Annotated in this window: 22 protein-coding genes; 13 read left to right on the top strand and 9 right to left on the bottom strand. The window is 69.4% G+C overall.

Going from position 1 to position 24,257, the window contains the following annotated elements; genetic code table 11:
- Positions 1–116 precede the first annotated feature (116 nt).
- Positions 117–1,199: a ferredoxin--NADP reductase gene (locus MRAB57_RS10415; protein ID WP_077087489.1), complete on the top strand. Its 1,083-nt coding sequence runs from the start codon at positions 117–119 to the stop codon at positions 1,197–1,199.
- A 31-nt stretch (positions 1,200–1,230) separates the two neighbouring features.
- Positions 1,231–1,764 carry a hypothetical protein gene (locus MRAB57_RS10410; RefSeq protein ID WP_077087488.1) on the top strand — a complete coding sequence of 178 codons (534 nt, stop codon included), beginning with the start codon at positions 1,231–1,233 and terminating at the stop codon, positions 1,762–1,764.
- A gap of 4 nt (positions 1,765–1,768) precedes the next feature.
- Here the strand turns inward: MRAB57_RS10410 and MRAB57_RS10405 are convergent, their stop codons facing one another.
- On the bottom strand, positions 1,769–3,922 hold the full coding sequence (locus MRAB57_RS10405; protein ID WP_077087487.1) for an acyl-CoA dehydrogenase family protein: 2,154 nt from the start codon (positions 3,920–3,922) through the stop codon (positions 1,769–1,771).
- 273 nt (positions 3,923–4,195) lie between these two features.
- On the opposite strand from MRAB57_RS10405, the gene kstR reads away from it, so the two are divergent.
- Positions 4,196–4,795 carry a cholesterol catabolism transcriptional regulator KstR gene (gene kstR / locus MRAB57_RS10400; RefSeq protein WP_173814013.1) on the top strand — a complete coding sequence of 200 codons (600 nt, stop codon included), beginning with the start codon at positions 4,196–4,198 and terminating at the stop codon, positions 4,793–4,795.
- Between the two features lie 18 nt (positions 4,796–4,813).
- On the opposite strand, the gene MRAB57_RS10395 is transcribed toward kstR, so the two are convergent.
- On the bottom strand, positions 4,814–5,893 hold the full coding sequence (locus MRAB57_RS10395) for an Rv3575c family transcriptional regulator (RefSeq protein ID WP_077087485.1): 1,080 nt from the start codon (positions 5,891–5,893) through the stop codon (positions 4,814–4,816).
- 149 nt (positions 5,894–6,042) lie between these two features.
- Between MRAB57_RS10395 and MRAB57_RS10390 the strand changes: the two genes are divergently transcribed.
- Genes MRAB57_RS10390 through MRAB57_RS10365 form a run of 6 tightly spaced genes read left to right on the top strand, consistent with a single transcriptional unit; the run spans position 6,043 to position 11,568 of the window.
- Positions 6,043–6,960, top strand: a complete 918-nt coding sequence (locus MRAB57_RS10390; RefSeq protein ID WP_077087484.1) for a metal ABC transporter solute-binding protein, Zn/Mn family — start codon at positions 6,043–6,045, stop codon at positions 6,958–6,960.
- A complete protein-coding gene (locus MRAB57_RS10385; protein WP_077087483.1) occupies positions 6,947–7,774 on the top strand; it encodes a metal ABC transporter ATP-binding protein in 828 nt (275 codons plus the stop codon). Before MRAB57_RS10390 ends, MRAB57_RS10385 begins: the two co-directional genes overlap by 14 nt.
- Positions 7,771–8,631, top strand: coding sequence for a metal ABC transporter permease (locus MRAB57_RS10380; protein ID WP_077087482.1), 861 nt, complete (start codon positions 7,771–7,773; stop codon positions 8,629–8,631). The genes MRAB57_RS10385 and MRAB57_RS10380 overlap by 4 nt, the downstream gene beginning before the upstream one ends.
- A 16-nt stretch (positions 8,632–8,647) precedes the next feature.
- Positions 8,648–9,406: a LamB/YcsF family protein gene (locus MRAB57_RS10375; protein ID WP_077087481.1), complete on the top strand. Its 759-nt coding sequence runs from the start codon at positions 8,648–8,650 to the stop codon at positions 9,404–9,406.
- Positions 9,406–10,323 (top strand): MBL fold metallo-hydrolase, encoded by a 918-nt coding sequence (locus MRAB57_RS10370; protein WP_077087480.1) that lies wholly within the window; start codon positions 9,406–9,408, stop codon positions 10,321–10,323. The genes MRAB57_RS10375 and MRAB57_RS10370 overlap by 1 nt, the downstream gene beginning before the upstream one ends.
- A 3-nt stretch (positions 10,324–10,326) precedes the next feature.
- The gene (locus tag MRAB57_RS10365) at positions 10,327–11,568 is read left to right on the top strand and encodes an SLC13 family permease (RefSeq protein ID WP_077087479.1); all 1,242 of its coding nucleotides are present in this window, start codon (positions 10,327–10,329) and stop codon (positions 11,566–11,568) included.
- Here the strand turns inward: MRAB57_RS10365 and MRAB57_RS10360 are convergent.
- Positions 11,565–14,174: a LuxR C-terminal-related transcriptional regulator gene (locus MRAB57_RS10360; protein ID WP_077087478.1), complete on the bottom strand. Its 2,610-nt coding sequence runs from the start codon at positions 14,172–14,174 to the stop codon at positions 11,565–11,567. The genes MRAB57_RS10365 and MRAB57_RS10360 overlap by 4 nt on opposite strands.
- 171 nt (positions 14,175–14,345) lie before the next feature.
- Here MRAB57_RS10360 and MRAB57_RS10355 point away from each other — a divergent pair, with 171 nt between their 5' ends.
- A complete protein-coding gene (locus tag MRAB57_RS10355; RefSeq protein WP_077087477.1) occupies positions 14,346–15,749 on the top strand; it encodes an FAD-dependent oxidoreductase in 1,404 nt (467 codons plus the stop codon).
- A 31-nt stretch (positions 15,750–15,780) separates the two neighbouring features.
- Here the strand turns inward: MRAB57_RS10355 and MRAB57_RS10350 are convergent, their stop codons facing one another.
- Genes MRAB57_RS10350 through carD form a run of 6 tightly spaced genes read right to left on the bottom strand, consistent with a single transcriptional unit; the run spans position 15,781 to position 20,841 of the window.
- The gene (locus tag MRAB57_RS10350; protein WP_077090526.1) at positions 15,781–16,713 is read right to left on the bottom strand and encodes a glycerophosphodiester phosphodiesterase; all 933 of its coding nucleotides are present in this window, start codon (positions 16,711–16,713) and stop codon (positions 15,781–15,783) included.
- Positions 16,714–16,765: 52 nt separating this feature from the next.
- Positions 16,766–17,707 carry a 23S rRNA (guanosine(2251)-2'-O)-methyltransferase RlmB gene (rlmB, locus tag MRAB57_RS10345; protein ID WP_077087476.1) on the bottom strand — a complete coding sequence of 314 codons (942 nt, stop codon included), beginning with the start codon at positions 17,705–17,707 and terminating at the stop codon, positions 16,766–16,768.
- On the bottom strand, positions 17,707–19,116 hold the full coding sequence (gene cysS, locus MRAB57_RS10340) for a cysteine--tRNA ligase (protein WP_077087475.1): 1,410 nt from the start codon (positions 19,114–19,116) through the stop codon (positions 17,707–17,709). The genes rlmB and cysS overlap by 1 nt, the downstream gene beginning before the upstream one ends.
- Before the next feature lie 50 nt (positions 19,117–19,166).
- Complete coding sequence (gene ispF, locus MRAB57_RS10335) at positions 19,167–19,646, bottom strand: 2-C-methyl-D-erythritol 2,4-cyclodiphosphate synthase (protein ID WP_077087474.1); 480 nt, start codon at positions 19,644–19,646, stop codon at positions 19,167–19,169.
- Entirely contained in the window at positions 19,643–20,311 is a 669-nt protein-coding gene (gene ispD, locus MRAB57_RS10330) for a 2-C-methyl-D-erythritol 4-phosphate cytidylyltransferase (protein ID WP_077087473.1), read from the bottom strand. The genes ispF and ispD overlap by 4 nt, the downstream gene beginning before the upstream one ends.
- Positions 20,312–20,352: 41 nt before the next feature.
- Complete coding sequence (gene carD / locus MRAB57_RS10325; RefSeq protein WP_077087472.1) at positions 20,353–20,841, bottom strand: RNA polymerase-binding transcription factor CarD; 489 nt, start codon at positions 20,839–20,841, stop codon at positions 20,353–20,355.
- Between the two features lie 391 nt (positions 20,842–21,232).
- On the opposite strand from carD, the gene MRAB57_RS10320 reads away from it, so the two are divergent.
- Genes MRAB57_RS10320 through disA form a run of 3 tightly spaced genes read left to right on the top strand, consistent with a single transcriptional unit; the run spans position 21,233 to position 24,257 of the window.
- Positions 21,233–21,709 carry a copper chaperone PCu(A)C domain-containing protein gene (locus MRAB57_RS10320; RefSeq protein ID WP_245836085.1) on the top strand — a complete coding sequence of 159 codons (477 nt, stop codon included), beginning with the start codon at positions 21,233–21,235 and terminating at the stop codon, positions 21,707–21,709.
- 52 nt (positions 21,710–21,761) lie between these two features.
- Positions 21,762–23,156: a DNA repair protein RadA gene (radA, locus tag MRAB57_RS10315; protein WP_077087470.1), complete on the top strand. Its 1,395-nt coding sequence runs from the start codon at positions 21,762–21,764 to the stop codon at positions 23,154–23,156.
- A 27-nt stretch (positions 23,157–23,183) separates the two neighbouring features.
- Positions 23,184–24,257 carry a DNA integrity scanning diadenylate cyclase DisA gene (gene disA / locus MRAB57_RS10310; RefSeq protein WP_077087469.1) on the top strand — a complete coding sequence of 358 codons (1,074 nt, stop codon included), beginning with the start codon at positions 23,184–23,186 and terminating at the stop codon, positions 24,255–24,257.

Here is a 24,257-nt window from a genome sequence, read left to right as displayed (position 1 = left end):
ACTGAAGACTAGAACATGTTCTGATTTGTGTCGAGCAGGGTATTCCTGCGGCTGGTAGCGATATGAATCGGGTTTTCTATAACATGTTCTAGTTGCGACGAAAGGAGGGGCCGGTCTTGACGGAAGAGATTCCCGACGAGCCGCTGGGCGACCACGTTCTCGAACTGCAGATCGCCGAGGTCGTCGCCGAGACCGACGACGCGCGGTCACTGGTCTTCTCGGTCCCGGACGCCGCGGGCGACCCCGACATCCCGCCGGAACGGCTGCGCTACGCGCCCGGCCAGTTCCTGACGCTGCGCATCCCCAGCGAGCGCACCGGATCGGTGGCGCGCTGCTACTCGCTGTGCAGCTCGCCGTTCACCGGCGACGCGTTGACCGTCACCGTCAAGCGCACGGCCGACGGATACGCGTCCAACTGGCTGTGCGACAACGCGCAAGCGGGCATGCGCATCCACGTGCTGGCCCCGTCCGGGACGTTCGTCCCCAAGACGCTCGACGACGACTTCCTGCTGCTGGCCGCCGGCAGCGGCATCACCCCGGTGCTGTCGATCTGCAAATCGGCGCTGTCCGAAGGCAGCGGGCAGGTGACGCTGATCTACGCCAACCGCGACGAGCGCTCGGTGATCTTCGCCGACGCGCTGCGCGAGCTGGCGGCGAAGTACCCCGACCGGCTCACCGTGCTGCACTGGCTGGAGTCGCTGCAGGGGCTGCCGAGCGCGACCGCGCTGGCGAAGCTGGCCGCGCCGTTCGCCGATCGGCACGCCTTCATCTGCGGGCCCGGACCGTTCATGGATGCCAGCCGCCAAGCCCTGGAGTCGCTGAAAGTGCCTGCGGCACAAGTGCATATCGAGGTGTTCAAGTCGCTGGAATCCGATCCTTTCGCGGCTATCACGATCGAGGACACCGCCGACGGCGACGAGCCGCCGGCGACCGCGATCGTCGAGCTGGACGGCGAGACCCATACCGTTTCGTGGCCGCGCAACGCCAAGCTGCTCGACGTGTTGCTCGCCAAGGGCCTCGATGCGCCGTTCTCCTGCCGCGAAGGCCACTGCGGCGCGTGCGCCTGCACGCTGCGCAAGGGCAAGGTCAACATGGAGATCAACGATGTCCTGGAGCAGGAAGATCTGGACGACGGTCTGATCTTGGCCTGTCAATCTCACCCGGAATCTGATTCGGTAGAAGTCACCTACGACGATTAGTCGCGAGGTTTGTTGGCCGAAGGGAAGCGCGATGAAGCGGCTAGCCACGGGGTTTGCGGTCGTTGGGTCGATGCTGATGGTGTTGCCTGCGCCCGTCGGCGCCGCGGCCAGCAACACCGCCACCACGCTGTTCCCGCTGGATGGGCCCAACCAGCTCGAGACGCGGATGACGCTGAACTGCTTCGCCGGCGACGGCCACTGCGACTTCACCGCGAGCGCCGTCATGCGCACGCCCGACGGCGTGAGCGGCTTCCCGCCCGGCCTGTGGGCGCGCCAGACCACCGAGATCCGCTCGTCCGACCGGATGGCCTACCTGGACGCGCACGCGAACGGCCAGTACGAGCGGGTCGACAAGTCGATGGGCAAGGACGAGATCACCACGATCTACATGGGTGAGGGCCCGCCGGACAAGTATCAGACGACGGGTCGCATCGACTCCACCAGCTGGCAGACGGGTGCGCCCAAGACCGACAGCAACGTCATCACCTGCACCCACATCCAGGTGGTCTACGGCGGCGTCAACGTCACGTCGCCGAGCACCTGCGCGGTGACGACGTTCTCGTAAGCCGTTAGCGGGGCAGGCCGAGCAGCCGTTCGGCGGCGACGGTGAGCAGGATCTGCTCGGTGCCGCCGGCGATCGTCAGGCAGCGCGTGTTGAGGAAGTCGAACACCGCCCGGTCCTTGTCGTCCCGGCGGTCGACGAGCCCACCGCCCTCGGCGACGTCCATCGTGAATTCGGCCAGCGCCTGGCGGTAGCGCACCCCGATCAGCTTGCGCACGCTGGATTGCGCGCCGGGATCCTGGCCGCCCACCGCGAGCTGGGCGATCCGCTGGTCCAGCAGCGCGCCCGTCTGCGCAAGGATTATCAGGCGACCGAGCCGGTCCTGCTCGGCGACGTCGAGATCCCTTGTCGCCAAGAGCTTTAGCAGCTCTTCCATCGGGTTGCCCAGCGCGGTCCCGTTGGCCATCGCGACGCGTTCGTTCGCGAGCGTGGTCCGCGCCAGCCGCCAGCCGTCGTTGACCTCGCCGACCACCATCTCGTCGGGCACGAACACATTGTCCAGGAACACTTCGTTGAACAGCGATTTGCCGGTGATCTCGCGCAGCGGCCGGATGTCGATGCCGGGCGCTTTCATGTCGATCAGGAAGTAGGTGATGCCCTTGTGTTTCGGGGCGTCGGGGTCGGTGCGAGCCAGGCACACGCCCCAGCGCGCCTTGTGCGCCGCCGACGTCCACACCTTCTGCCCGGTCAGCAGCCAGCCGCCGGCTGGGTCCTCCGTGCGTACTGCTTTAGTGCGCAGCGACGCCAGGTCGGAGCCCGCGCCGGGCTCGGAAAACAGTTGGCACCAAAGGAATTCGCCACGCAACGTGCCCGGTACGAATTGCTCCACCTGTTCGGGCGTGCCGTGCTCGAGGATGGTCGGCGCCGCCCACCAGCCGATCACCAGGTCCGGGCGGTCAACGCCGGCGGCGGCCAGCTCCTGATCGATCAGCAGCTGCTCGGCCGGGGAGGCCGCGCGCCCATAGGGTTTCGGCCAGTGCGGCGCCTGCAGTCCAGCGTCGGCCAGACCCACCTGCCGCTTCTCGGCGGGCAGCGCGGCGATCTCGGCGACGGCCGCGGCGATCTCGGCGCGCTGGCTCTCGACCTCGGTGATGTCGATGGACAGGCGGCGGCGCACGCCGTCCTGCGTCAGCGCGGTGATGCGGCGCAACCAGCGCTCGGCGCCGCCGAGGAACCGGCCGATCGAGTGCGCCCGGCGCAGGTACAGGTGCGCGTCGTGCTCCCAGGTGCAGCCGATGCCGCCGAGGACCTGGATGCAGTCCTTGACGTTGGCCTTGGCCGCGGCGATGCCCACACTCGCGGCGAGCGCCGCGGCGATGGAGAACTGGTCGGCGTCGCCGGAATCCGCTGCGGCGCGCGCGGCGTCGGCGGCGGCCACCTCGGCCTGCTCGGCGCGGCACAGCATCTCGGCGCACAGGTGCTTGATGGCCTGGAAGCTGCCGATCGGCTTGCCGAACTGCTCGCGCACCTTCGCGTATTCGACCGCGGTGGTCAGCGACCATCGGGTGACGCCGGCCGCCTCCGCGGCCAGCACGGTCGCGGCGAGTTCCTCGACCCGCTGCCGCGACTCGTCGATCGCTGTCGCCGGCGCCGACGACAGCACCACACGTGCCAGCGGCCGGGAGAAGTCGGCGGCCCGCAACGGCTCGACCTGGACGCCGTCGCTCTCGGTGTCGACGAGCACCCATTTCTCGCCGGCGGGCAGCAGCAGCACCCCGCCTGCGGCGCCGCCCAGCACGAATTCGACGGTGCCCGACGCCGAGCCGCCGTCGAACTGCACTTGGTTTTCTGAGCCCTCGAGCGCGAGCCCGGCGAAGCGCTCACCGGAGGCGAGCGCACCCAGCAGCTCGGGATCGGATATCACCAGGGTGGCCAGCGCGGTCGTCGCGATCGGGCCGGGGACCAGCGCCTTGGCGGCCTCCTCGACCATCGCGCACAGGTCCTCTACGCTGCCGCCCGCGCCACCGGCGTCCTCGGCGACGGCGACACCGAATATGCCGAGGTCGGCCAGGCGGCCGAAGACCGGGCGCCAGGCGTCGATCTCGCCCTGCTCGACGTCGCGGATGGCCGTGGTTCCACCGGGCCCGGAACTCGAGTTGCGGGCCCAGTCGCGCACCAACTCACGTGCCGCGAACTGCTCGTCGGTGACGGTCGCTACCACGTAAAGCCCTCCGGGTCTTGAATACAACGTGACATTAAGGGGCGCTATCGCGCACTAGAACGTGTTCTAATAGTGCCAGCGTTCGATCGTCAAGTCGAATGTCGTTGCAGCAGGATAGATCGTTGTCTTGGCCGAACGGAGGTGGGAAATTCACACTCGGCTTGCGTATCGTTTGCGAACGAACCACCCGGAAGAGGAGCAACGCGTCAGATGTCGCCAGCGAACACCAACCCCGGCCGCGTCTCTGACTCGCAGCCGCGCGAGGTCACGAACGTGACGGTACTGGCCGAGTCCGAACTCGGTTCGGAGGCACAGCGGGAGCGCCGCAAGCGCATCCTGGACGCCACCATGGCCATTGCCTCCAAGGGCGGTTACGAGGCAGTTCAGATGCGCGCGGTGGCCGATCGGGCCGACGTCGCGGTGGGGACCCTGTACCGCTATTTCCCGTCGAAGGTGCACCTTTTGGTGTCGGCGCTGGGCCGCGAATTCAGCCGCATCGACGCCAAGACGGACCGTTCCGCGGTGGCCGGTGGCACGCCGTTCCAGCGGCTGAATTTCATGGTCGGCAAACTCAACCGCGCGATGCAGCGCAACCCGCTGCTGACCGAGGCGATGACCCGGGCCTACGTTTTCGCCGACGCGTCGGCGGCCAGCGAGGTCGACCAGGTCGAAAAGCTGATCGATTCCATGTTCGCGCGCGCCATGAGCGACGGCGAACCGACCGAGGACCAGTACCACATCGCCCGGGTGATCTCGGACGTGTGGCTGTCGAACCTGCTGGCGTGGCTCACGCGGCGGGCGTCGGCGACCGACGTCAGCAAGCGGCTGGACCTCGCGGTGCGGCTGCTGATCGGCGACCAGAACGGCGCTTAGCGGGTCGGCGCCAGCCACTTAGGCCGGCGGCCCCGAGGTGCGACCGCGGATCAGCTCGGTGTCCAGGAGTTCGACGACCGGTAGCCCAGACCGGGGCGGCTTCAGCAGCAATTCGCCCGCCCGGTGCCCCTTGCGCAGGCTCGGCTGGGCGACCGTGGTCAGCCCGCGGCTGAGCGCCTCCGGGACGCCGTCGAACCCGGTGACGGTCAGCTGGCCGGGCACGTAAATGCCATGTGCGCGAAGGTAATCCATCGCCGACAGCGCCAGGATGTCCGCCGTGCACATCAACGCGGTGATCCGCGGATTCGCCTCGAGGGCCACCTTGGCCGCCTCGCCGCCCGACTCGGGCAGGTGCTCGTAGCTTTCCACCACGGTCAGCGAACCCGGATCCACGCCGGCGGCCTGCATCGCCTCCCACACGCCGACGATGCGTTCGCGCTGCACGTCGAACTTCAGCGACCGCAGGCGATCGCCGTCGGCCAGGGCCTGCCTGCGGTCGCGGCCCAGGCGCATGGTCAGCAGCCCGATCTCGCGATGCCCCAATCCCAGGACGTACTCGGCCAATTCGCGCATCGCGGCCCGGTCGTCGATGCCCACCCGGGACACGTCGGCGAGCCCCTTCGGCTGGTCGACCACCACGACGGGCAGGCGCCGCTGCAGCACCACCTGCAGGGAGGGGTCGTCGTCGCAGACCGAGTACACGACGAAGCCGTCCACCCCGGCGCCCAGCACCGCGGCGGTCCCGTCGTCCTGGCTGCGGGTGGGACCGACCGCGACCAGCAGCAGGCCCTGGCCCAGCTCTTCGCAGGACTGCGCCACTCCCGCAACGAAATCCCGCGCCGCCGGGTCGCTGAAGAAGTAGGTCAGCGGTTCGGCCATCACCAGGCCCACCGCACCGGCCTTGCGCGTCCGCAACGATCGCGCGACCGGATCCGGCCCCGGATAGCCCAGGCGCTTGGCCGTCGCGAGGATGTGCTCGCGGAGGTCTTTGGAGAGCTGATCCGGGCGATTGAAGGCGTTCGAGATGGTGGTGCGCGAGACCTTGAGTTCGGCCGCCAACGACGCCAGAGTCGCATGCCGCCGCGGTGTGGAACTCACGTTCGGTGACGCTACAGCGCAGCCGCGCATGCCTCCTACCAGGCGTTGATCCCCCACTTCCTAATGGAAACGATTTTCATTAGTATTGGGTGGCAGCCCCGGCCCGCGCGGTATCGATTCGCGCGGGCGATTCACCGAAGTAGGAGACGATGGCATCTGTCAGGGTGACGCGTTGGCTGGCAGCCGTCGCCGTCGGCGTGGCCGCGCTGACGGGCTGCGGGAGCGGCGGCGCGGCACACCCGGCCGGTATCACCGTGGCGGCGTCCACCGACGTGTGGGGCAGCGTCGTGAGCGCCGTCGCCGGCCGCCACGCCACCGTCAAGTCGATCCTGTCCGGCCCCACCGTCGATCCGCACACCTACCAGGCCAGCCCGTCCGATGCCGCGGCCATCACCGACTCGTCGCTGGTCGTCTACAACGGCGGCGGCTACGACGGCTGGGTCGAGGAAGTGCTGGCCCGCCATCCCGATATCAAGCCGGTGAATGCCTTCTCGTTCCTGCCCACCGCGGGCGGCGAGCACGCGCCCAACGAGCACGTCTTCTACGACCTGAACGTCGCCAAGGCGGTGGCCAACGCCGTGGCCGACCGGCTGGCGGCGATCGACCCGGCCGACGCCGCGGAGTTTCGGGCCAACGCCGCCGGGTTCGGCCGCGACACCGATGGCATCGCGGCCACCGAGCGTTCGATCGCCGACAAGTACCCGGGCGTCTCGGTCGTCGCGACCGAGCCGGTCGCGTACTACCTGCTGCAGGCCGCGCGACTGGCGGACCGGACGCCGGCCGCCTTCACCAAGGCCAACGAGGACGGGACCGACCCGTCGCCCGCCGACATGGCCTTCGTCCTGGACCTGGTCAATCAGCGGCAGATCGCGGCGGTGCTGATCAATCCGCAGACGTCCACCCCGGCGATCGGCAGCCTGCAACAGGCCGCCCAGAAGGCCGGGGTGCCGGTGACCATGGTGACCGAGACCCTGCCCACCGGCACCGACTACCTGTCCTGGCAGCGCAACACCGTCAACCAGCTGCTCGCCGCGTTGCAGACCGGCCGAAGCAATGCCAGTCATTGACCAAACGGTCGAGACCGTCGACCACCAGCCCCCGGCCGTCTCGCTGACCGGCGCCCGGCTGGCCTTCGGGGACCGGGTGCTATGGGACCAACTGGACCTGTCGGTCTCGCAGGGCGAGTTCATCGCGGTGCTCGGCCCCAACGGCACCGGCAAGACCTCACTGCTCAAGGTGTTGCTCGGGCAACTGCTGCTGAGCGCGGGCGCCGCGTCGGTGAACGGCACGCACGTCACCTCCGGCAGCGGGCGCATCGGCTATGTGCCGCAACACCGCCCGATCGACCGGGAAGTGATGCTGCGCGGACGCGACCTGGTCCGGCTCGGCGTCGACGGGCACCACTGGGGCTGCGTGCCCCTGCGATCCGACGACCGGCGACGCCGCCACGAGACCGTGCGGCGCGCGCTCGAAGCGGTCAACGGCGCGCAGCTGGCCGACGTCCGCGTCGGCGTGATGTCCGGCGGCGAGCTGCAGCGGGTGCGTATCGCCCAGGCGCTGGCCAGCGACCCCATGCTGATGCTGTGCGACGAACCGCTGTTGGCCCTGGACCCGGCCAACGCCAAACTCGTTGCCGCACTGATCAACCGGCGCCGGCTCGAGGCCAACACCACGGTCATCATGGTCACCCACGAGATCAACACGATCCTGCCGTACGTGGATCGGGTGCTGTACCTGGTCGACGGCCGCTTCCGGATCGGCACCGTCGAGCAGGTCATGACCACCGAGACGCTGTCCCTGCTCTACCGGGCCGACATCCAGGTGGTGAAGGTCAACGACCGCTACGTCGTCGTCGGCGAGGACAGCGGGCACCAGCTATGAACTCACAGCTCGCGGGGATCCTGCAGCACCTGTTCGCCTTCGACATCACCGCGCGGTTGCTCAGCCACGACTTCGTCCGGCAGGCGCTGCTGGCCGGTGCGCTGTTGGGGCTGGTAGCGGGGCTGATCGGGCCGTTCATCGTGATGCGCCAGATGTCGTTCGCCGTCCACGGGTCCAGCGAATTGTCGCTGACCGGAGCGGCATTCGCACTGCTGATCGGCTTCGAGGTGGGCTGGGGCGCGCTGATCGGCAGCGCCCTGGCGGCCGCGCTGTTCGGCGTCCTCGGCCAGCGGGTCCGGGAGCGCGATTCGGTCACCGGCGTGGTGCTGGCGTTCGGCATGGGCCTGGCCGTGCTGTTCATCTACCTCTACCCGGGCCGCACGGCGACCAGTTTCGCGTTGCTGACCGGCCAGATCGTCGGGGTGGGCTACTCCGGGCTGGCGATGCTCGGGCTGGTGTGCCTGCTCGTCATCGCCGTGCTGGTGGTCTGCTACCGCCCGCTGCTGTTCGCCACCGTCGACTCCGAGGTTGCCGCCGCCCGCGGTGTGCCGGTGCGCGGCCTCGGCATAGTGTTCGCGGCGCTGGTGGGCGTGGTCGCCGCGCAGGCCGTGCAGATCGTGGGGGCGCTGCTGGTGATGTCGCTGCTCATCACGCCGGCGGCCGCGGCGGCCCGGGTGGTGAACGCGCCGGTGGCGGCGATCGTGGCGTCGGTGGTCTTCGCCGAGGTCTCCGCGGTGGGCGGGATCATGTTGTCGCTGGCACCCGGCGTTCCGGTATCGGTCTTCGTCGCGACGATCTCGTTTTTGATCTATCTGTGCTGCTGGCTGCTGGGACGGCGTCGAGCGGTGCTTGCCTAGCTCATAAGCTAGGCGGATGGCCGGTATCGACCTCAACGCCGACTTGGGCGAGGGCTTCGGCGTCTGGCGCCTCGGCGACGACGACGCGATGCTCGAGATCGTCACAAGTGCCAACGTGGCCTGCGGCTTTCATGCCGGGGATCCGGCCGGGCTGATGCGGGTCTGCCGGACGGCCGCAGAACGGGGCGTGCGCATCGGCGCCCAAGTCAGCTATCGCGACCTGGCCGGGTTCGGCAGGCGCTTCATCGACGTCGCCCCCGAGGACCTGGTCGCCGACGTCGTGTATCAGATCGGCGCGTTGCAGGCGCTGGCGCATGCGGCCGGCGGGGCAGTTTCCTACGTCAAACCCCATGGCGCGCTGTACAACACGATCGTCGCCAACCGCGAGCAGGCCGCGGCGATGGCCGAGGCGGTGCGGCTGGTGGACGCCGGGTTTCCGGTGCTGGGCATGGCGGGCTCGGTGTTTTTCGACGAGGCCGCCAGCCGCGGGCTGCGCACCGTGGGCGAGGCGTTCGCCGACCGCGCCTATACGCCGGACGGCCGGCTGGTTTCGCGGCGCGAACCGGGCGCGGTGCTGCACGACCCGGCGCAGATCGCCGAGCGCGTGGTCACCATGGTGAGCGCGGGACAGGTCACCGCGATCGACGGCTCCCTGATCCCGATCGAGGTGGAATCGGTTTGCGTGCACGGTGATTCGCCGGGCGCGGTGCAGATCGCGGCCGCGGTACGCGACCGGCTCAGCGGCGCGGGCGTCGAGATCGGGTCGTTCTGCTGATGCGCCTGCGACTTGGTCGGCCCGACATCTCCCGGTATTCGGATCGCTTCAACGTGCCCGCCGCCGATGCCGCGGCGCTCTCGGTGACGTGGATGGGCGTGGCGACACTGCTGCTCGACGACGGTTCGTCGGCGCTGATGACCGACGGCTACTTCTCCCGCCCGAGCCTGGCGCGGATCGCGGCTGGCAAGCTGTCGCCGTCGCAGGCCCGGGTGGACGGCTGCCTCGCGCACGCGAAGGTGTCCCGGCTGGACGCCGTCATTCCGGTGCACACGCACATCGACCACGTGATGGACTCGGCACTGGTCGCCGACCGCACCGGAGCGCAGCTGGTCGGCGGCGAATCCGCGGCCAACGTCGGGCGCGGCTACGGGCTGCCGGAAGACCGCCTCGTCGTCGCCGCCTCCGGTGAGCCAATTTCGTTGGGCGCCTTCGACGTAACCCTGATCGAGTCGCATCACTGCCCGCCCGATCGGTTCCCCGGCGTGATCGACGCGCCGCTGATACCGCCGGTGCAGGCATCGGCCTACCGGTGCGGCGAGTCGTGGTCGGCACTGATTGCGCACCGGCCGTCGGGGCGCCGCCTGCTGATCCAGGGCAGCGCCGGCTTCGTCGAAGGCGCGTTGAGCGGACAGCGCGCCGATGCCGTCTACCTGTCCGTCGGGCAGCTGGGCCTGCAGCCGCGCTCCTATCTGGTCGACTACTGGACCGAGACCGTGCGCGCGGTGGGGGCGCGCCGGGTGATCGCCATCCACTGGGACGACTTCTTCCGACCTTTGTCAAAACCCTTGCGGGCCTTGCCTTACGCCGGTGACGACCTGGACGCGTCGATGCGCGTCCTCGACGAGCTGGCCGCCGCCGACGGCGTCACGCTGCACTTTCCGACGCTGTGGCGACGCGAAAACCCCTGGATTTAGACGTTGACACTGACCGTAGCGCTGCTGCTGCTTGCCGTCGTGCTCGGCTTTGCCGTCGCTCGCCCGCGGGGCTTGTCGGAGGCGGTGGCCGCCGTTCCTGCCGCGCTGATCGTGATCGCGATCGGCGCGATATCGGTGCATCAGGCCGCCAAGCAGGTCACCGACTTGTCCGGTGTGGTCGGCTTTTTGGGCGCGGTGCTGGTGCTGGCCAAACTGTGCGACGACGAGGGCCTGTTCGAGGCCGCAGGCGCGGTGATCGCGCGGGTGCCCCGCGGATCGCACGGCCTGCTGCGGCAGGTGTTCGTCATCGCCGCCACCATCACGGCGGTGCTCAGCCTGGACGCCACCGTGGTGCTGCTGACCCCGGTGGTGCTGGCGGCCGTGCGGCGGCTGCGAACGCCGGTGCGCCCCTACGCGTTTGCCACGGCGCACCTGGCCAACGGCGCATCGCTGTTGCTGCCGGTGTCGAACCTGACCAACCTGTTGGCCTTTCACCTCGCCGGGGTTTCCTTCGCCAAGTTCACCCTGGTAATGGCGTTGCCGTGGCTGGCCACGGTGGCCACGCTGTACGTGGTCTTCCGGTGGTTTTTCGCCGGCGAGCTGCGCGTGGCGCCCGATCCCGAAGAACTCGGACCGCTGCCGCGGCCACCGGTCTTCGTCCTGGTGGTGGTGGCGCTGACGCTGGTTGGGTTCACGTTCTCCGAATCGATCGGGGTCGCGCCGGCCTGGGTTGCGGCCGCCGGCGCGACGGTGTTGGGGGTGCGCAGCCTGAGCCGCGGACACACCTCGGTGATGGAGATCGCACGCTCGGCGCAGGTGTCGTTCCTGGTGTTCGTCCTGGCGCTGGGCGTCGTGGTGCATGCGGTCACGCTGAACGGGATGGACAGGGCGATGTCGGCGGTGTTGCCGACCGGGTCGGGCCTGCCCGCGTTGCTCGGCATCGCGGCGGTGGCGGCCGCGCTCGCCAACGTCGTCAACAACCTGCCCGCCACGCTGGTGCTGCTGCCGCTAGTGGCACCCGGCGGTCCGGTGGCGATTCTGGCGGTGCTGATCGGCGTCAACATCGGACCGAACCTGACCTACGTCGGGTCCCTGTCAAACCTGTTGTGGCGGCGCGTGTTACGTCAGCACAACGTCGAGGCCGGCGTCGGTGAGTACACCCGGCTCGGGTTGTGCACGGTGCCGGTGGCGTTGGGGGCGGCGGTCGTCGCGCTGTGGGGTTCCGCGCGACTGCTCGGCCTCTAGGGGCCCGACCGGATGATCGACGCCAGCTCCTCGCGCGACTGCGCGCCCACCCGCTGGCAGGCGCGGTACACGTGCCCCTCCACGGTGCGCACCGACATCACCAGCTTTTCGGCGATCTCGCGGTTGGACAGGCCGGCGACCACGAGCTCGATGACGTCGCGCTGACGGCCCGACAACTTCAGGCCCGTCGGCGTGTGCAGCGCCGGTGTGTGCAGGCCGCCGCACTCGTCGGCCAGCTCCCTGGCCAACGCGGCGGCGTACAACCCGCGGCGGTGGTGTTGGCCTTGGTCGAACACCGTGGACGCCTGCGCCGCCGCATCGGCGGCCGCGACCCGATCGCCGATCCCCCGATACGCCACCGAGGCCGCCAGCAGGCCCTCGCCGTCGGAGGCCGCCAGCGCCTCCGCGTGCGCGGCGACGGCATCGGCCAGCGGCAGCGACAACGCGTCGGCCAGCTCTCGCGCCCGCGCCGCGCGCGACGCGTCGCCCCATTGCGCGGCCGCCTGGATGCAGGCCAGCTCGTGGGTGGGCTGGCCGCGGTCGCGGGCCAACCGTGCCGCCTCGCGCACGCTCGCGACGGCCTCACCCAACCGGCCGCTGGCCGCCATCGCCCAGCCGCTGGCCAGCGCCAGTCCGGTGTGCATGAACAGGAAGTCGGCCGGCACACACGCATACGCCCCGACGACCGCCTCATTGGCCGCGTCGGCCTGCCCGAGCTTGGCGTGCGCCTCGGCCAGCGCGAAGTAGCTCGCCGGCCGCAAACCCGTTGTGACACTGTGCCTTTCAACTCCCGCCGCCGCCTCGTGCACCAGCCGAACCGCCTCCGCGACCGCGCCGCGGGCCAGCTCGGCGTTGCCCGACAGCAGGACCAGGTTCGCATACGCCAGACCCGGAATGTCCCGGGTAGAGTCCGCCAATTGAGTTGCTGTGCTGACGAATTCGTCGATGCGCCCGGTCAGCCGGCAGGCGCGGCCGTACACGGCACCGAACCAGAACCGCATGTGGGACGCCTGGAACGACGTCGTCGCGCGCCGCAGCGCTTGCTCGGCCACGTCGGGGAGTTCCTCGACCTGACCCAGCGCGCCCATCGCCATGATCAGCGCCAGTGACGCCATCATCCGGTGAAAACCGGGTAGTTCGGGGAAAGCCAGTGCGGCCCGCGCGGTTTCGGCCGCGAGCTCACAGCGCGCCGCCACCGCGTCCAAGCCCGCCTGCACCGCCAGGCGCTCCGCCCGCTGGGCCGGGGTCTCCGTGGCCGCGGCCAGCCCGTCGAGGATCGCCGCCGCGTCTTTGAGGCTGAACAGGTTCCACATCAGGTTGGCGGCGCGCACCGTCGCCCAGTGGTGGCCGTCGGGCAGGTCGAGGTCCGCCATCTCGCGCAGCGCCGCCTCGGCCGGCTCGCCCCGCCCGAGCAGCGCCAGGTTCATGGCCCGCACCCCCGCCGCCCCGGACGCACCGGCCCGGACGGCCGCGGTGGCGAACCGGTCGGCCAGATCCAAATCCAGCAGCGTCATCGCGTGCCGTGCCGACTCCAGGTACAGCCCGGGGTCTGGGTCGAGGTCGGACTCGAGGCGCAGCAGGGCGCGGCGCACCGTGGCCTGCATGTCGGCGTCGCCGTCGTTGCCCAGCCGCGCCGCCAATTTCCCGCGGATCCCCGACAGGTACAGCTCGCCGGCGCTCGCGCGACGCAGCTCACCGAACAGCGGGTGGGCCAGCCTGGCCGTCAGCCCGGCCCCGGTGCGTTCGACGCTCACCAGGCCCATCTGCTCAGCGTCCGCCAGGTCGCTGCGCCGCGCCAGATCGCACAGCACCTCCACGGCCAGCGGCTCGCACTGCGACAGCGTGTCGATCACCATCGCCACCCGCGGGCTCAGCTGGCCCATCTGGCGTCCGACGGTGTCGGACAGGCTCGCCGAGACGGCGACATCGCCGTCCCACATCCATACCCCGGCCGTCTTGCGCATCCGCCCGGCGGCCACCTGATCGGCCAGCAGCTGCCGCAGGAACAGGGCGTTGCCCCCGGTCAGCTTCTGGAACCTCGTGGCACTGCGCGCATCGACGGGCCCGTCCAGCTTGCTCTCGATGACCTCGCGGGTCGCCTCGGCCGAAAGCGGTCGCAGATCAATCCTTTCCAGCAGACCGTCCTTCCACAGCGCGGTCACCGCATCGGGTTCGTCGCTGCAGGATCGGACGGTGACCACCAGCCGGACCCCACCCGACTGAGCCAGCTGGTGAACAACGAGCGCCGACAGCCGGTCCAGCAGGTGCGCGTCATCGATCCCCAGCACCACGCGGCGCTGCCGCTGTTGTGCGACAAACGAATTAATCACGCGTCGCACGTCGGTCAGCGGATCCGACATCCCACTGCCCAGGGCGCCGATGAACGCCCCAAGGGGCACTGCCTTCGCCGAGTCGGTGCCCACGATCCACGTGACGTGCTCCCCCGCCGCCTCCGCGCGCCGCAGCACCTCGTGGGCAAGCCACGTCTTGCCCACCCCGGCGGCCCCGGCGATAACGACGCCCGCGTAGTTGCCGCCCGGACTCAGGGCGCGGCGAATGATTCCCAATTCGCTGTCACGCCCGGTCAGCGGCTCGGCGCCGATCACTCGGCGACTATAACGGCGCGCACGCGTCAAATGGGAATCTTTTTCGGCGGTTTCGGGGCTTCACGTGTAGCCGCCCCGCAGCAATGGCGTAGCCGACTACGCTGTCCGGCCCAGTGCTGCCTGCCTGACCATGACTTTTGTCGGATAACTGCTCAGCACAGGCGGTGGGCTATGGCGAAGATCGGAAATCACGCACTGGTATTGGGAGCGAGCATGGCCGGCCTGCTGGCCGCGCGCTCACTCAGCGAGTTCTACGACAAGGTCACGGTGGTGGAGCGCGATCCGCTGCCCGACATTCCTCCCGAAACCGCCGCCGCCCGCCGGGGCGTGCCGCAGGGCCGCCATTTGCACGGGCTACTGCCCCGCGGCGCCCAGGCGATCGAGCAGCTGTTCCCCGGCATCCTCGATCAGATGGTCGTCGACGGCGCCCATCACCTGGACGGCCGGGACCTCTCCCGGCTGTACTACCACCTGGGCGGGCACCTGATGGTGCGCACCGGCGGCGCCCCCTCCTTCGCCGCGTACCTCGCCACCCGGCCCTTCCTCGAAGAGCACGTCCGCGCGCGGCTGCGCCGCATCGCCAACATCACGCTGCTCGACGACCACGACATCGTCGATGTGATCACGACACCGGACCGCCACCGCGTCACCGGCGCCCGCGTGGTCAACCGTCGCACCCGCGAGGACATCGCGCTGAGCGCGGACCTGGTTCTCGATGCCACCGGCCGCGGCGCCCGCACCCCGGCGTGGCTGACCGCCCTGGGCTATCAGCGCCCGGCCGAGGTCCACGTGCCGGTGCAACTGACCTATGTGAGCCAACATTTGTGCATGGCGCCCGACGCGCTGCACGAGTTCGCTTTCTTGGTCGGAGCCGTGCCGGGCCGGCCGCGTGGGGTGGGCATGGTGCGTGCAGAAAACGACACCTGGATGTTCACCGTCTACGGCATAGCGGGACTCGCGCCACCCACCGACCTGATGTCGATGTGCGAGTTCATCGAGGATTGCACACCGCCGCGCCTGCTGGCCGCGGTGCTGGAGTCCGAACCCATCGGGGAGCCCGCGCGCCACGGTCAACCGTCCAGCCAATGGCGCCGCTACGACAAGATGCAACGCTTCCCCGACGGCCTGCTGGTCATGGGCGACGCGATCTGCAGCTTCAATCCGATCTACGGCCAGGGCATGACGGTGGCCGCGCTGGAGGCCTTGGCGCTGCGCACCTGCTTGTCCGGCGGCACAACCGATTTGGCGCGGCGATTCTTCCGGGCCGCGGCGGTGCCGATCCGCCAGGCGTGGGATTTGTCGGCAAACCCCGACCTCTGCCTGCCCGAGATCGAGGGCACGCCGCCACTGTTCACGCGGCTGCTCAACGGGTACATCGACCGCATCCTCACCGCGACCGAATACGACCCCACCGCGGTTGACCGGTTCGTCCGGGTGACGGCGCTGATCGACCCTGCCACCCGTTTGCTGCGCCCGGGCATGGTGTGGCGGGCGGCGATGGCCAACCGTCGCAGGCCGCGACGCGAACTGCCGGTCCGCGCGGACGACAGCCTGACCCGCAGCTCGGCCAGCTAGCCACCGAGGCGGGTGACGACGCGGGCCGGCGCTAACCGCGCGGATACGGCTGCGGTAGCGGCATGCCGAGGCCGGCCAGCCCGCCGCGCAGCAGCGTCGGGTAGTCGGTGATGATGCCGTCGACGCCGTAGCCGATCTGCTCGCGCATTGCACCCGCGTCATTGACAGTCCACGGAATCACCTTGAGCCCCAACGCGTGTGCGTGGTCGACGTAGGGCCTGCCGGTGACCAGCCGGTAGTCGGGCGAGACGATGTTGGCGCCCACCATCAGCGCCCCGACGATCGGGTCGCCGACGGCCGCGGCGTCGATGCCGGCCAACCATGGCGAGCCGGGCGCCCAGGTCCCGTCGTCGTACAGCGCCGCCAACGGAATCGACGGCTCGGCCCGGCGCACCATCGGCAGGGTGCGCCAGTCGAAGCTCTGAATCTCCACGCGGTCAACCTTGCCCGCGGCCCGGACAGCGGCCAGAATCGCGTCGACGAATTCTTGAGGCTCGGCCGACGCGCCGGGCCGGTCGGCCTCCACCTTGGTCTCGATGTTGTAGCGCACGTCGGCGCGATGAGCGTCGGCGAGCGCGAAGACCTGCGGCAGCGTCGCTATCCTGTTGCCCCGCACCACTTCCGCGTGCGGGAACTCGGCGAGCCTGCGGCCGCAGTCGAGTGTGCGAATCTGCGCCCAGGTGAGTTCGTGCACCAGCTTGCCGACGTACGGATACTCCGGGTCGCCGGCGAATTCCGGGCCGGTGTCGGCGCACTTCTCCGGATCGATCGTCGGGTCGTGCCATACCAGGGGCAGGCCGTCTTTGGTGATGACGACGTCGAGTTCTAGTGTGCTGACGCCGAGTTCGATCGCGTTGGCGAAGGCCCGCAATGATTCCTCGGTGAACTCGCCGCGCCCGCCGCGGTGGGCCTGCAGGTCGAACCCGGGGTCTTGCGGCCATGCGGATGGCGTGGGCATCAGCATCGCGACCGCCGCGAGTGCGGCGAACCGGCGCGCGAGCCGCCCGGTCAACCCGTTAACGCCTGCGCTGCCGGGCGATCTCGGCGAGCACGACGCCGGCCGCCACCGAGGCGTTGAGCGATTCGGTGTCGCCGGCCATCGGTATCGACACCACCTCGTCGCAGTTCTGCCGGACCAGGCGCGACAGGCCCTTGCCCTCGGAACCGACGACCACCACCATCGGGTCGCTGCCGTCCAGGTCATCGAGCACAGTGTCGCCGCCGGCGTCGAGCCCGACCACCCGCAGCCCGCGGTCGGCCCAATCCTTCAGTGTCCTATTGAGATTGGATGCCCGCGCCACCGGGACGCGGGCGGCGGCACCGGCGCTGGTGCGCCACGCCACCGCCGTCACCGAGGCCGATCGCCGCTGCGGTATCACGACGCCGTGTCCGCCGAACGCCGCGACCGAACGAACGATCGCGCCGAGGTTGCGGGGATCGGTGATGTTGTCCAGCGCCACCAGCAGCGACGGCGGCGACTGCAGCGCGGTGGCAAGCAGGTCGTCGGGATGGGCATAGTTGTACGGCGGCACCTGCAGCGCGATGCCCTGATGCAGATGATTCGTGGTCATCCGGTCCAGGTCGTGGCGCGGGACCTCAAGGATCGCGATCCCCAAATCGGCTGCGCGGTTAACGGATTCGGTTACTCGCTCGTCGGCCTCGATGCCGAGCGCGACGTAGAGCGCCGTCGCGGGGACCCTGGCCCGTAGGCATTCCAGCACGGGATTGCGGCCCAGCACCGTCTCGGCTTCGTCGGTGCGCTTGGCCGGCCGGCGCTGCTGCGACTGCGACTGCGACTGAGCGCGCTTGCCCGCGGGATGGTTGGGGCGCATGTGCGCCGGCGGCGTGGGGCCGCGACCCTCCAGGCCGCGCCGGCGCTGTCCGCCCGAGCCTACGGTGGGCCCCTTCTTGCTGCCGGATTTGCGAATCGCGCCCTGCCGCTTGGAGTTACCGGCCATTACTTGTCGTCACCGGCCAGCAACTCCCACTGCGGCCCGTCGGCGGTGTCGGTGACCTCGATGCCGGCTTCCTTGAGTCGATCTCGGATCTCGTCGGCCAGCGCCCAGTCGCGCTGCTCGCGGGCCTTCTTGCGGCTTTCCAGTTCGGACTGCACCAGGACATCGACGGCCGCGAGCGCGGCGGAGGTTTCGTCGCGCAATTCCCAGCGTTCGTCGAGGGGGTCGCAGCCCAGGATGCCCATCATCGCCCGGATCGCGCTCGCGCTGGCCAGCGCGCCGTCATGGTCGCCGGCGTCGAGCGCGCGATTGCCCTCGGCGCGGGCGTGATGGATTTCGGCCAGCGCGATCGGCACCGCCAGGTCGTCGTCGAGCGCCTCGCCGAACCGCGGCGTCCACTTGCCCGGCACGACGGCACCGACCCGGGTGCGCACCCGATGCAGGAATTCCTCAACTCCGACATAGGCTTTGACGGCGTCCTGCAGGGCGGTCTCGGAGAACTCCAGCATCGAGCGGTAGTGCGCGCTGCCCAGGTAGTAGCGCAGCTCGGCGGGCCGAACCCGTTGCAGCATCGCGGGTATGGACAACACGTTGCCCAGCGACTTGCTCATCTTCTCGCCGCCCAGCGTCACCCAGCCGTTGTGCAGCCAGTAGCGGGCGAATCCGTCGCCGGCCGCCTTGCTCTGCGCGATCTCGTTCTCGTGGTGCGGGAATACCAAATCCATTCCGCCGCAATGGATGTCGAATTCATTCCCGAGATAGGTGCGGGCCATCGCCGAGCATTCCAGGTGCCAGCCCGGACGGCCGCGGCCCCACGGCGTCGGCCACGACGGCTCGCCCGGTTTGGCGCCCTTCCACATGGTGAAGTCGCGCTGGTCGCGCTTGCCGGTGGCCGCGCCCTCGCCCTGATGAACGTCGTCGATCTTGTGCCCGGACAGCTGGCCGTATTCGGGATAGCTGAGCACGTCGAAGTAGACGTCGCCGCCGCTGGCATAGGCGTGACCGGTTTCGATCAGGCGGTCCATTAATTCGACCATCTGGGTGATGTGGCCGGTGGCGCGCGGCTCGGCCGACGGCGGCAACACGTCCAGGGCGTCGTAAGCCGCGGTGAACGCGCGCTCGTAGGTGGCCGCCCACTCCCACCAGGGCCGGCACGCCGCGGCGGCCTTATTGAGGATCTTGTCGTCGATGTCGGTGACGTTGCGGATGAACGCGACGTCGTAGCCGCGCGCGGTCAACCAGCGCCGCAGGATATCGAAGGCCACCCCGCTGCGGACGTGCCCGATGTGCGGCTGCCCCTGCACGGTGGCGCCACACAGGTAGATGGAGACGTGCCCCTCGCGCAGCGGGATGAAGTCACGCACGGCACCGGCGGCCGTGTCGTGTAGCCGCATGGGGGCGCGTTCGGTCACGACGTGCCACCTTACCTGCTGGTTCCGATCCGCCCGCCGCCGAGCGGGGGCTATCCGGCGGGGACGATCAGCGCCGTCGCGACGGCGGCCAGCCCCTCGCCGCGTCCGGTGAGGCCCAGCCCGTCGGTGGTGGTCGCCGACACCGATACCGGTGCGCCCAGCAGGTCCGACAGCAGCTGCTGCGCCTCGGCGCGCCGCGGGCCGACCTTGGGGCGGTTACCGATCACCTGCACCGCGGCGTTTCCGATCCGGTAGCCGTGCTCTGACACCAGTTCGGCGACGTGGCGCAGCATGTCGGCGCCGCTGACGCCTTTCCAGCGTGGATCGTCGACCCCGAACACCGCACCGATGTCGCCGAGCCCGGCCGCGGACAACACGGCGTCGCAGAGGGCGTGGGCGGCGACGTCGCCGTCGGAGTGCCCGGCGCAGCCGTCGGTGTCGGAAAACAGCAGGCCGACCAGCCAGCAGGGACGTCCCGGTTCGATCGGGTGCACGTCGGTGCCCAGGCCGACCCGCGGCAGCCCGGTCACCGGCGCACGATCGCTTCGGCCAGCAGCAGATCCAGCTGGGTGGTGATCTTGAAGGCCAGCGGATCGCCGTCGACCACCTGAACCTGTCCCCCGACGTGCTCGACGAGGGAAGCGTCGTCGGTGAATCCGGCCGCGCCCGAGGCGCCCTGGTACGCCCGCAGCAGCAAATCGGTGGCGAACCCCTGCGGGGTCTGCACCGCGCGCAGACCGGCCCGCTCCGGCGTTCCCAGGACCGCGCCGTTGGCATCCACGGCCTTGATGGTGTCAGACAGTGGCAGCGCGGGCACGACGGCGCTGTGACCGGCCCGCAGCGCGTCCACCACGCGCACGATCAGCTGGGGTGGGGTGAGCGCCCGGGCGGCGTCGTGCACCAACACGAACTCCGGTTCACCGGACAGCGCCGACAGAGCCAGCCGCACGGATTCGGTGCGGTCGCCGCCGCCGGCCACCACGATGGCCCGGTCGGCCACCACCCGCTCGGCCTGGTCCATTCGATCGGCGGGAACGGCGACGACGACGCGGTCGACTACCTGCGAATCGAGCAAACCGGTGACGGCACGCTCAAGCAGAGTGAGCCCGTCGAGCTCGCAAAATGCTTTCGGAATACCCGCAGCCAGCCGCTCCCCCGACCCGGCGGCCGGGACCACTGCAGCTACTGCGCCCAAGGCACCGGCTTTCCCGAGACCTCAGAAGAACCTCATACCCTTCAGGAAGCGGCGGCCAGGACCTCGTCGAGAATAGTTTCCGCCCTCGCGTCGTCAGTACTCTCGGCCAGCGCCAGCTCACCGACCAGAATCTGACGAGCCTTAGCCAGCATGCGCTTCTCGCCCGCGGACAGGCCACGCTCCTGGTCGCGACGCCAAAGGTCGCGCACTACTTCTGCCACCTTGTTGACGTCACCGGAGGCCAGCTTCTCGAGGTTGGCCTTGTAACGGCGCGACCAGTTGGTCGGCTCTTCCGTGTGGGGAGCGCGCAACACCTGGAAAACCTTGTCGAGGCCTTCCTGGCCAACGACGTCGCGGACGCCGACGTATTCGGCATTGTCGGCAGGAACTCGAACGGTCAGGTCCCCCTGCGCCACCTTCAGGACGAGATATTCCTTTTGCTCACCCTTAATGGTGCGGGTTTCGATCGCCTCGACTAACGCAGCACCGTGGTGTGGGTAAACAACAGTGTCGCCGACCTTGAAGATCATCTGATTCGAGCCCCTTTCGTTACTTCATTCTAACACGGCGGCCCAAGACGCGCGAAGCAACGTTGCAGGTCAGGGGCACAACACGCGCGGATCAGGGGTTGACTTACTGAGTAAGACGTGCAATGGAGCACCCTACGCCTGCCCTGTTCGTCCACTTCGGCGGCCCCTTTCGGGGTGCTCGCGACCGGTGTGGATCCCTGCGCTACCGCTGACAAGAGCTTGCTACTACTGTGCATAGTTGCGCGGTTTGCCCCACTGAATCACGCCCCCACTTGCCGTTATCGACCCTGACCGACTCCGCAGGAGGCATTGAGTGAACCGCATCAGGACGGGCCTGCCGATCCGCCTATCTCCCCGGGTCGCCCTCGTCGGCCTGACCGCCCTGGTCGCCATGGTGCTCAGCGGTTGCGGCGCCGGACAGATTTCGCAGACGGCCGTCCAGGAGCCCGCGATCAACGGCAACCGGCTCACGATCAACAATGTGGCGCTGCGCAACATCCGCATCCAGGCCGACCAGACCAACGACTTCATTCAGCCCGGCCGATCGGTCGAGCTGGCGCTGGTGGCCGTGAACCAGTCGCCGGACGTGGCCGACCGGCTGGTGAGCATCACCAGTGACGTCGGACCGGTGACCCTGAGCGGCGACGGTCGCCTGCCCGCCAACGGCATGCTGTTCATCGGCAAGCCCGAAGGCCAGAACGTCGCGCCGGGCCCGCTGGACTCCAACACCGTCGCCAAGGCGACGGTGAACCTGGCCAAGCCGATCTCGAACGGCCTCACCTACAACTTCACGTTCACCTTCGAGAAGGCCGGCCAGGGCACCGTACTGGTGCCCCTGGCGGCCGGATCGGCACCGCGGCAGGGCTGACGGGCCAGCCCGCCTCCCGGGATTTGTCGCCGCCTCCCGATACCGTCAGGGCGTGGCAACTGCGCGCTCGCAATATCGGTGTTCGGAATGCCGCCATGTCACCGCCAAGTGGGTGGGCCGCTGCGGTGAATGCGGCACCTGGGGCACCGTCGAAGAGGTAGCCGTCCACGGCGCCGTCGGCGGCGGCCGCCGCCCGCTGAATTCGGCCTCGCGACCCGTTCCGATCAGCTCCATCGAGCCGAACGCCAGCCGGCATCGCGCGACCGGGGTGGCCGAACTCGACCGGGTGCTGGGCGGCGGCGTCGTGCCGGGGTCGGTGGTGTTGCTGGCCGGCGATCCCGGCGTCGGCAAGTCGACGCTGCTGCTCGACGTTGCGCATCGCTGGGCGCAGTCCGGCCATCGCGCGCTGTACATCTCCGGCGAAGAGGCCACCGGCCAGATCCGGTTGCGCGCCGACCGGATGGGCTGCGGCGGTGACGAGGTCTACCTGGCCGCCGAGTCCGACGTGCACACCGTGCTCGACCACATCGACACGGTGCAGCCGTCGCTGGTCATCGTCGACTCGGTGCAGACCATGTCCACCACCGAGGCCGACGGTGTCGCTGGCGGCGTCACCCAGGTGCGCGCGGTCACGGCCGCGCTCACCGCCTCGGCGAAGGCCAACGGCGTGGCGCTGATCCTGGTCGGCCACGTCACCAAGGACGGCGCCATCGCCGGGCCGCGCTCGCTCGAGCATCTCGTCGACGTGGTGCTGCATTTCGAGGGCGACCGCAACGGCACGCTGCGCATGGTCCGCGGCATCAAGAATCGGTTCGGCGCCGCGGACGAGGTCGGCTGTTTCACGTTGCACGACAACGGGATCGAGGGCGTCACCGACCCGTCGAGCCTGTTTTTGGACCAGCGTCCGACGCCGGTTCCCGGGACCGCGATCACGGTGTCGCTGGACGGCAAGCGGCCGCTGATCGGCGAGGTGCAGGCGTTGCTGGCGACGCCGAGCGGTGGATCGCCGCGTCGGGCCGTCAGCGGGATCGACAACGCCCGGGCCGCGATGATCACCGCCGTCCTGGAAAAGCACGGCAAGTTGAACGTCGCCGTCGCCGACATCTACCTGGCCACCGTGGGCGGCATGCGGCTGACCGACCCGTCCTCGGACCTCGCGGTGGCGATCGCGCTGGCCTCGGCGTACGCCGACCTGCCGCTGCCCACCACCGCGGTGATCATCGGCGAGGTGGGCCTGGCGGGCGACCTACGCCGGGTCAGCGGGATGGAACGGCGGCTGGCCGAGGCCGCACGACAGGGCTTCACGATCGCGCTCATCCCGGACGGCGACGACCCGCGGCGCGAAATCGTGCCGAAAGGGATGCGGGCGCTGCGCGCACCGACCATCTACGCGGCCCTGCTGCACATGAAGGACATCGCCCACCACCACAACCGGCTGGACGCATGACACCGTCGGGCCGCAGAATGACTCGCTGTGAGTCGTCCGACGCTGCGTGAGACCGTCGCCCGCCTGGCCCCCGGCACCGGGCTCCGGGACGGGCTGGAGCGCATCCTGCGCGGCCGTACCGGTGCCCTGATCGTGCTCGGCAACGACGAAAACGTCGAGGCCATCTGCGACGGCGGTTTCGCCCTCGATGTCCGCTACGCCCCGACCCGGCTGCGTGAGCTGGCCAAGATGGACGGCGCCGTGGTGCTGTCCACCGACGGCAGCCGCATCGTGCGGGCCAACGTGCAGCTGGTTCCCGATCCGTCCATCCCCACCGACGAGTCGGGCACCCGGCACCGCTCGGCGGAGCGCGCCGCGATCCAGACCGGCTACCCGGTGATCTCGGTCAGCCACTCGATGAACATCGTCACCGTGTACGTCGGCGGGGAGCGCCACGTGGTGGCCGACTCGGCGACCATCCTGTCGCGGGCCAACCAGGCCATCGCGACCCTGGAGCGCTACAAGACCCGCCTCGACGAGGTGAGCCGCCAGCTGTCCCGGGCCGAGATCGAAGACTTCGTCACGCTGCGCGACGTGATGACCGTGGTCCAGCGGCTCGAGCTGGTGCGGCGCATCGGGCTGGGGATCGACTACGACTGCATCGAGCTCGGGACCGACGGTCGGCAATTGCGGCTGCAGCTCGAGGAACTCATGGGCGGCAACGAGATCGCCAGCGAACTGATCGTCCGCGACTACCACGCCAGCCCGGAGCCGCTGTCCGAGGCGCAGGTGATCGCGATGCTCGACGAGCTGGACGCGCTGTCGGACACCGAGCTACTCGACTTCACCGTGCTGGCAAAGGTTTTCGGGTATCCGACGACGACCGAGGCGCAGGATTCGGCGCTGAGCCCGCGGGGCTACCGCGCGATGGCGGGCATCCCGCGGCTGCAGTTCGCCCACGTGGACCTGTTGGTCCGCTCGTTCGGGACGCTGCAGGGCTTGCTGGCGGCCAGCGCCAACGACCTGCAATCGGTCGACGGCATCGGCGCGATGTGGGCCCGCCACGTGCGGGAAGGGCTCTCACAGCTGGCGGAGTCGACGATCACCGACTCCGTGACTTAG

The organism is Mycobacterium rhizamassiliense, from assembly GCF_900157375.1.
Lineage (GTDB): Bacteria > Actinomycetota > Actinomycetes > Mycobacteriales > Mycobacteriaceae > Mycobacterium > Mycobacterium rhizamassiliense.
The sequence above is the reverse complement of the archived record's forward strand: the minus strand, read 5'-3'. Positions and strand labels throughout refer to the sequence as shown.

Excerpts from the sequence above, each read along its gene's own strand:
- MRAB57_RS10410 (WP_077087488.1), top strand. The coding sequence starts at position 1,231 with ATGAAGCGGCTAGCCACGGGGTTTGCGGTCGTTGGGTCGATGCTGATG.
- MRAB57_RS10390 (WP_077087484.1), top strand. The coding sequence starts at position 6,043 with ATGGCATCTGTCAGGGTGACGCGTTGGCTGGCAGCCGTCGCCGTCGGC.
- MRAB57_RS10385 (WP_077087483.1), top strand. The coding sequence starts at position 6,947 with ATGCCAGTCATTGACCAAACGGTCGAGACCGTCGACCACCAGCCCCCG.
- MRAB57_RS10380 (WP_077087482.1), top strand. The coding sequence starts at position 7,771 with ATGAACTCACAGCTCGCGGGGATCCTGCAGCACCTGTTCGCCTTCGAC.
- MRAB57_RS10375 (WP_077087481.1), top strand. The coding sequence starts at position 8,648 with ATGGCCGGTATCGACCTCAACGCCGACTTGGGCGAGGGCTTCGGCGTC.
- MRAB57_RS10370 (WP_077087480.1), top strand. The coding sequence starts at position 9,406 with ATGCGCCTGCGACTTGGTCGGCCCGACATCTCCCGGTATTCGGATCGC.
- MRAB57_RS10355 (WP_077087477.1), top strand. The coding sequence starts at position 14,346 with ATGGCGAAGATCGGAAATCACGCACTGGTATTGGGAGCGAGCATGGCC.
- MRAB57_RS10350 (WP_077090526.1), bottom strand. The coding sequence starts at position 16,713 with ATGCTGATGCCCACGCCATCCGCATGGCCGCAAGACCCCGGGTTCGAC.
- rlmB (WP_077087476.1), bottom strand. The coding sequence starts at position 17,707 with ATGGCCGGTAACTCCAAGCGGCAGGGCGCGATTCGCAAATCCGGCAGC.
- carD (WP_077087472.1), bottom strand. The coding sequence starts at position 20,841 with ATGATCTTCAAGGTCGGCGACACTGTTGTTTACCCACACCACGGTGCT.
- MRAB57_RS10320 (WP_245836085.1), top strand. The coding sequence starts at position 21,233 with ATGGTGCTCAGCGGTTGCGGCGCCGGACAGATTTCGCAGACGGCCGTC.